Here is a 6,870-nt window from a genome sequence, read left to right on the forward strand (position 1 = left end):
TTGCCGTGGGCATGGCCACCAATATCCCACCCCACAACCTGGGGGAAGTGGTGGATGGCCTGTTGGCTTTGATCGACCATCCCGACCTCAGCCCTGAGGAACTGTTGCGGTGGATCCCAGGGCCGGATTTTCCCACCGGCGGCCAAATCTTAGACACCCAAGGGATCCGCGAGGCCTACCTCACCGGGCGCGGCTCCATCACTCTACGGGGGGTGGCCCGATTTGAGGAGATCCAGCCGGGCAAAGGACGCCACCGCCGACCCGCCCTGATCATCAGCGAGTTTCCCTATCAGGTGAACAAAGCGGCCTGGATCGAGAAAGTGGCCGAGTTGGCCAACCAAGACCGCATCAGCGGCATCGCCGATCTGCGGGATGAGTCGGATCGCAGCGGCATTCGCGTGGTGGTGGAGCTGAAGCGAGAGGCCAACCCGCAGGCGGTTTTGCAGCAGTTGTATAAGCTCACCCCTTTGCAAAGCAACTTTGGAGCCATCCTGCTGGCTTTGGTGAACGGGGAACCGCGGCAGCTCAGCCTCAAGGACATCCTGCAACACTTCTTGCAATTTCGCGAGGCCACCCTCAACCGGATGTTCCGTGCCGAGTTGCAGCAGGTGCAGCGCAAGGCGGAAGAGGTGGCAGGAATGTTGCTGGCGTTGGCGGATCTGGAGGGGGTGATCGAGCTGCTGCGGCAAGCGCCCGATGGCACCACGGCCAAAGCCCAATTGCAAACTCGCCTGGGCTGTACCCCCCGGCAGGCAGAGACGATTTTGGCCATGCCTCTGCGTCGCCTGACGGGATTGGAGCGGGAACGGCTGCACCAGGAACACGCCCAGTTGCAGACCCGCATCGAAGAACTGCAAGGGCTCCTCAGCGACCGCCGCAAGCTCTTGAATTATTTGAAAAAAGAGCTGCGACACCTGAAAAAGACCTTCGGGGATCCCCGGCGCACCCAGATCCTCTCGGCCTCGGAGCTGGAAGCGGAAGTGGCCCAAATCCCCAGCGGCGAAGAGATGGAAGAGACCCACTTCTTGCTGCAATTCACCCGCAAGGGCTATGTGCGCCGCCTGCCTCTGCCTAGCCGTCGCTCCCGCAGCAACCCCGCGCAGCGGGAAGTGGGGGAGGATCTACTGGTCGGCCTGGAATGCGTCACGCTGGAGCAGGAAATCTTGGTGCTCACCGCCGGCGGCAAGGCTTTTACCGTGCCCATCGCAGGGATCCCCCTCAGCACTGGGTCCTCACGGGGGGTGCCTCTGGTTACCCTTCTCCCCAACCCTGAGCCGATCGTCGCCACCTTCACGTTGGATCCGGATCCGGGCAAGGCAAGTTTGGTGGTGCTCAGCCGGCAGGGGCGGATCAAGCGGCTGGCCCTGGCAGAGCTAATGGGCCTCACCCAACGGGGATCCACTGTCCTAAAGCTAAAAGAGGGAGATGAGCTGGGCTGGGCAGCCCTTTGGAATCCCGGCCACCAAGGCTACAGCGTCGTCCTGGCTACTTCAGGGGGACGGGTGCTGCGGCTGGATGTCCAACAGATTCCCCTGATGGGTCGAGCGGCTATGGGATCGCCGGCCCTGCGTTTGGGGCGCGCCGAGCGAATAGTTGGTATGGCGCTGCTGCCCCCGCAAGGGATCCTGGTTCTGGCCAGCCGGTTGGGCCACCTGAAGCGCTTGCCCCTGAGCGAGATCCCCATCCTGGAGCGGGGTCAAGTGGGCGTGCCGGCCTTTCACTTCTCCGACCGGGGAGATGGCTTGGCGAGCTTGGTGGGTCTCCCCCCCGAGCTGGAGCAGCATCCCCATCTGCAACTGGATGTGCTCACGGAGTCTGAACGGATGTACTCCTTCTCCCCTGCTGACATCCCGCTGCAAAGCCGCTCCGGGGGCGGATCCCTCCTGGTCAAAGGGGAGCGGGTCAGGGAGTTGCGCCTGTTCTGGCCGCAGTGGCTGCCGGAAGGCGATGTGGGATAGCTCTTGGGGGAGCAGAAGATCCCTAGGACGAAGAGCCTTCCCCAGGCGAGGCCGAATCGGTCGGCGGGGAGCCGGGATCCGTCTCCGGCACTTCGGGATGGCGAACGGGCTTGGGTAGGGTGCCACCTGACCTGATAACCAAACAGCGCACGGTTTGGTGCAGCTCCTCCAGCAAAATGCTGATGGCAGAGCGGAAGTCTCGGTGGTCATCTCGCATTTGCTCCAGCATGGCGCGGATGACTTCCTGACAATCCTTCAGGATGTGCTGCTGCTGGGCAACAATCTGCACCAGTTCACTTTGTTCCTTGAGCAGCTCCCGCAGACAAGAGCGCAGCTCTTCCACATGGCTCTGCCAAAGGGCCTGTCCTTCCCGCAGCTCCATCACGCTGGTGCGCAAATCGGCGGTCGAGTCTCTTAGGGCTTCGCTGTGGCGGCGCTCGGCTTCCAGTTGCTTTTGCTGCTCCTGCTGCTGTTGGCGCAACTCAGAATTGGCCCGCAAGTTGGCTTCCGCTGCCCTGAGCAATTGAGCCAATCGAACCTCAGTAACAACCCAACGCTCTTCCGGGGAGAGAGATCGACCTCGGCCAACTCGCCTGCAGAAGTACTTCACAGTCGCTGCACCCTATACACAACTCTCTACTTTAAATCAAAGCACCATAGGACTTCAGCCCAAGCAGAGACCTGTCTATCGGGCTTTGTCCCGGCTGTTTTCTGGGTTTACCCAATGTAGCCATGATAGCGGATGCCGAATCCAGAAGTTCGGAAGACGGAGCTGCCCCTCTCCAGGGATCCCGGTCGTTCTTCTAGGATGGTGGAGAGTTTGGATAAAAGAAACCATGCCTTCACTTGCAAATCAGGTGGTGCTGATTACCGGCGCCTCTGCTGGAATTGGGGAAGCCGTCGCTCTGGAGGCGGCCAAACGCGGGGCTCGCTTGGTGCTGGCGGCCCGCCGGGAAGGGCTGCTGCGAAACGTCAAAGACTTGGTGGAGAGTCGGGGAGCGGAGGCGCTGGTGGTGCCCACCGACATGGCCGATACGGCCCAGGTGGAGGCACTGGCCCAAAAGGCTCTGGATCATTTTGGCCGGGTGGATATCCTGGTGAACAACGCCGGCTATGGCCAGATGGGGCCGGTGGAAGAGGTGGATGTGGCGGCCATGCGGCGCCAGTTTGAGGTGAATGTATTTGGCCTGCATGCTCTCACCCGTGCCCTCTTGCCCCAAATGCGGGAACGGGGCAGTGGCCGCATCCTCAACCTCAGCTCGGTGGCCGGCCAGCTGTCCATGCCTTTCAGCGGCGTTTACAACGCAACCAAGTTTGCTGTGGAGGCCCTCAGCGATGCGTTGCGGGTGGAGGTGGCCCCCTTCGGCATCAAGGTTATCTTGATCGAGCCGGGGCCGGTAGCCACCGAGTTTGGCCGCGTGGCGGAAGAAACCTTTGCTGCCGTTGTCAACCCCAACGGCCCCTACAAGGCGATCTTGGACAAGACCGCCGATCTGGCCAGCTCGTTCAGCAAAATGGCCTGGCCGGTGGAGAAGGTGGTGGAGCCGATCCTGAGGGCGATGACCGATCCTCACCCTTCCGACCGCTACACTGCTTTCACAGGGGGCAAGGTGGCGTTGGGGCTGATGCGGCTCATGCCCGCTGCTCTGGCTGACTCCATGTGGCGGCGCGTCTATGGGCTGGATCGGCTGGGATCCCCCGGCTCGGCCTAATTGCAGGCTGGTGGCGGGCATCGGATGGGGCAGGGATCCCTCAGGAGCTCATCCTTGCGGGGGTAGGGTTGTGCCTTCCAGGAGGGACAGGTTAAGTTTGTTAAAGGACTTTTAATAACCGAGCGTTCTCTTCCCTATGAACAAGCCTCTATCTCCCCAGCGCTGGCTGATCGCCCTCATGCTGGGCTTCTGTCTCTGGCAGGGATCCGGCCTGGTGCTGCAGCCTGCACCCGCCCATGCAGCTTTGGCCTCGGCCCTCACCTACGATCGCTTTTTGCGCTACGTCGAGGAGGGGCGGGTTACGGATGTGCGCCTCACGGACAACAATCTAGTAGCTGAAGTTACGGCTGTGGATCCCCAGACCCAGCATTCCACCCGCTACCGAGTGAACCTGCTGCCCAACACCGTACCGCAACTGGTGGACCGCCTCACCGAGCAGGGGATCGAAGTGGCAGTGGTACCTACCCGCAATGGCAGCGCCTTTTGGGCGCTTCTGGGCAACCTGGTGATCCCGCTGTTGTTGTTGGGAGGGTTGTTCTTTTTCCTGCGGCGTGCCGGTGCTGGAGCGGGCGGCCCTGGGCAGGCAATGAACTTCGGCAAATCGCGGGCCCGCTTTCAGATGGAAGCCAAAACCGGCGTTAAGTTCGACGATGTGGCCGGGATTGAAGAAGCCAAAGAAGAATTGCAAGAGGTGGTTACCTTCTTGAAGAAGCCGGAGCGCTTCACCGCTGTTGGGGCCAAGATCCCCAAAGGCGTGTTGTTGGTGGGGCCGCCGGGGACGGGAAAAACCCTTCTGGCCAAGGCCATTGCCGGCGAGGCAGGAGTGCCTTTCTTTAGCCTGTCCGGCTCTGAGTTTGTGGAAATGTTTGTCGGGGTGGGTGCCTCTCGCGTACGGGATCTCTTCAAGAAGGCCAAGGAGAATGCGCCTTGCATCGTCTTCATCGACGAGATCGACGCGGTGGGCCGGCAGCGGGGGGCTGGCATCGGCGGTGGCAACGACGAACGCGAGCAAACCCTGAACCAGTTGCTCACGGAGATGGACGGCTTTGAGGGCAACACCGGCATTATCGTGATTGCCGCCACCAACCGCCCTGATGTGTTGGATGCCGCTCTCTTGCGTCCGGGGCGCTTCGACCGCCAGATTACGGTGGATCGGCCTAGCTTTAAGGGGCGCTACGAGATCTTGCGGGTGCATGCCCGCAACAAGAAGCTGGCGGAAGAGGTCAGCCTAGAGGCGATTGCCCGCCGTACCCCCGGCTTTGCCGGCGCGGATCTGGCCAACCTGCTCAATGAAGCGGCCATTTTGGCGGCCCGCCGTCAGCGCATGGCCATCACCAACCAAGACATTGACGACGCCATTGACCGCATCACCATCGGCCTGACCAAGCCCCCGCTGTTGGACGGCAAGAGCAAGCGCCTGATCGCCTACCACGAGTGTGGCCATGCCCTGTTGATGACACTTTTGCCCCACGCGGATCCCTTGAACAAGGTGACCATCATCCCCCGTTCCGGCGGCGCAGGTGGCTTTGCCCAGCAACTGCCCAACGAGGAGCAGATCGACTCCGGCATGTACAGCCGCGCTTGGCTGCTGGATCGGGTGGTGGTGGGCTTTGGCGGTCGGGCGGCCGAAGAGATCGTCTTCGGCTACTCCGAAGTGACCACCGGAGCCAGCAACGACCTGCAGCAGAACACGAATCTGGTGCGGCAGATGGTGACCCGCTTTGGCATGTCTGAGCTGGGGCCCTTGATGCTGGATCCCCCCAACAACGAGGTATTCTTGGGCGGCGGCTGGATGAACCGCGTCGAGTACTCGGAGGATGTGGCCGCCAAGATCGACCGCCAGGTGCGGCAGATCCTGGAGAGCTGCTACCAGAAGGCCAAGCAGATTTTGCTGGAGCACCGCCCTCTGCTGGATCGATTGGCCGATACCTTGGTGGAACGGGAAACCCTGGATGGCGACGAATTCCGGGCGATTGTCTCAGAGTATGTGCCCATCCCGGAGAAGGTCGGCCTGCCCAGTCCACTTGCGGAAGCGGGACGGAGTCCAAAGTTGGTCTAAGGGATCCCATCTCCATTTCCAGATAGACAACTGGGGGGGTTGTTGGGGCTGGATCCCGGCAGCTGCCCCCTTTTCCTCGCGAGTTTTGGGTTGCGTTGGGCTGTCGCATGCTCTCTTCGCTCTCTGCTTTGCCGGTTCACCTTTATCGCTGCCTGAGCTGCGGTCGGGAAGGGTTGACCCAATCACCAGGGCGGGAACAGGGATCCGTGGCAGATCGGGTTTATTGTCCCAGTTGTGGCCAAATTTACCCCATCACCGCTTCTGGGGCTGTGGATTTTATCGGCAGCTCATCGGACCTGCATCTCACGCCGGCCCAAGCCATTGCCCATCTGCCTGGGTTTGCCTGGGGCTACGATCGCCTCTGGCGGCCCTGGGCTCTGTCGCTGCTGACGGGGGAGAGCTTTGGGAGCGAGCGGGAGAGTCAACTGCTGGCCGAGTTGGTGGGGGAGGGGGATCCCATCTTGGATTTGGGCACTGCCGGGGGGTACTGGAGCCGCTTGCTCCTGGCCAAGGATCCACAACGGACGGTGATCGGCCTGGACAATGCAGCAGGGGTATTGGCGGAAGCCGCTCAACAGGCACAGCCCCACTGGCAGCACTACAGCCTGATGCGGGCCCGAGCCGAACAGCTTCCCCTCGCCTCTGGAACTTTTGGGGCGGTGATCAGTGGGGCGACCTTGAACGAAGTGCCTTTGGATCCCTGTTTGCGGGAAATTGCCCGTGTGTTGAGACCGGGAGGAGCCTTTGTCTCGATGCACAGCCAGCAGGTCCAGGGATGGGGGCAGATGGTGCAGCAATGGCTGGAAGCCACCGGCCTTCATTTTTTCTCAGAAACCCAGTTGCGCGAGCACCTTCAACAGGTGGGGCTGCAGTTGGAGCGTTATCTCAGCTTGGGTTGGGTGGCCTTTGTGCGGGCGGTGCGCCTCTGATCTTGGCCGGGTTAAGTTGTGCAGTGGCCATCGAGTCGATGTCGGAGCCATTACCCCAATCCAAGTCATGCCGATCCCTGGCTCCCCTCTTCCACCAAGAGAGAGACTAGGAGTGAGGGCGCACTCTATGGGATCCACTCCAGCCCAACGCCAAAGCTAAACTCCCGATCCAAGGTCGAGTTGCGCAGGCTATAGCGAGCAGAAAGACGAAA

5 protein-coding genes are annotated in these 6,870 nt (G+C 61.4%); 4 read left to right on the forward strand and 1 reads right to left on the reverse strand.

What is annotated here, in order from left to right:
• Nucleotides 1-1,958 (forward strand): DNA gyrase subunit A (locus NW819_RS05690; RefSeq protein WP_414413164.1); only part of this gene is annotated, 1,958 nt, incomplete at its 5' end.
• 22 nt (nt 1,959-1,980) lie between these two features.
• On the opposite strand, the gene NW819_RS05695 is transcribed toward NW819_RS05690, so the two are convergent.
• The gene (locus NW819_RS05695) at nt 1,981-2,490 is read right to left on the reverse strand and encodes a hypothetical protein (protein ID WP_414342192.1); all 510 of its coding nucleotides are present in this window, start codon (nt 2,488-2,490) and stop codon (nt 1,981-1,983) included.
• Nucleotides 2,491-2,794: 304 nt separating this feature from the next.
• On the opposite strand from NW819_RS05695, the gene NW819_RS05700 reads away from it, so the two are divergent.
• From NW819_RS05700 to NW819_RS05710, 3 genes are all read left to right on the forward strand, one after another.
• Nucleotides 2,795-3,670 (forward strand): SDR family NAD(P)-dependent oxidoreductase, encoded by an 876-nt coding sequence (locus NW819_RS05700; RefSeq protein ID WP_414413165.1) that lies wholly within the window; start codon nt 2,795-2,797, stop codon nt 3,668-3,670.
• 136 nt (nt 3,671-3,806) lie between these two features.
• A complete protein-coding gene (gene ftsH, locus NW819_RS05705) occupies nt 3,807-5,729 on the forward strand; it encodes an ATP-dependent zinc metalloprotease FtsH (protein ID WP_414413166.1) in 1,923 nt (640 codons plus the stop codon).
• Nucleotides 5,730-5,836: 107 nt separating this feature from the next.
• Complete coding sequence (locus NW819_RS05710; RefSeq protein WP_414413167.1) at nt 5,837-6,658, forward strand: class I SAM-dependent methyltransferase; 822 nt, start codon at nt 5,837-5,839, stop codon at nt 6,656-6,658.
• The last annotated feature ends 212 nt before the right edge of the window (nt 6,659-6,870 follow it).

The sequence above is a fragment of the Synechococcus sp. R8-2 genome (genome assembly GCF_047461715.1).
Lineage (GTDB): Bacteria > Cyanobacteriota > Cyanobacteriia > Thermostichales > Thermostichaceae > Thermostichus.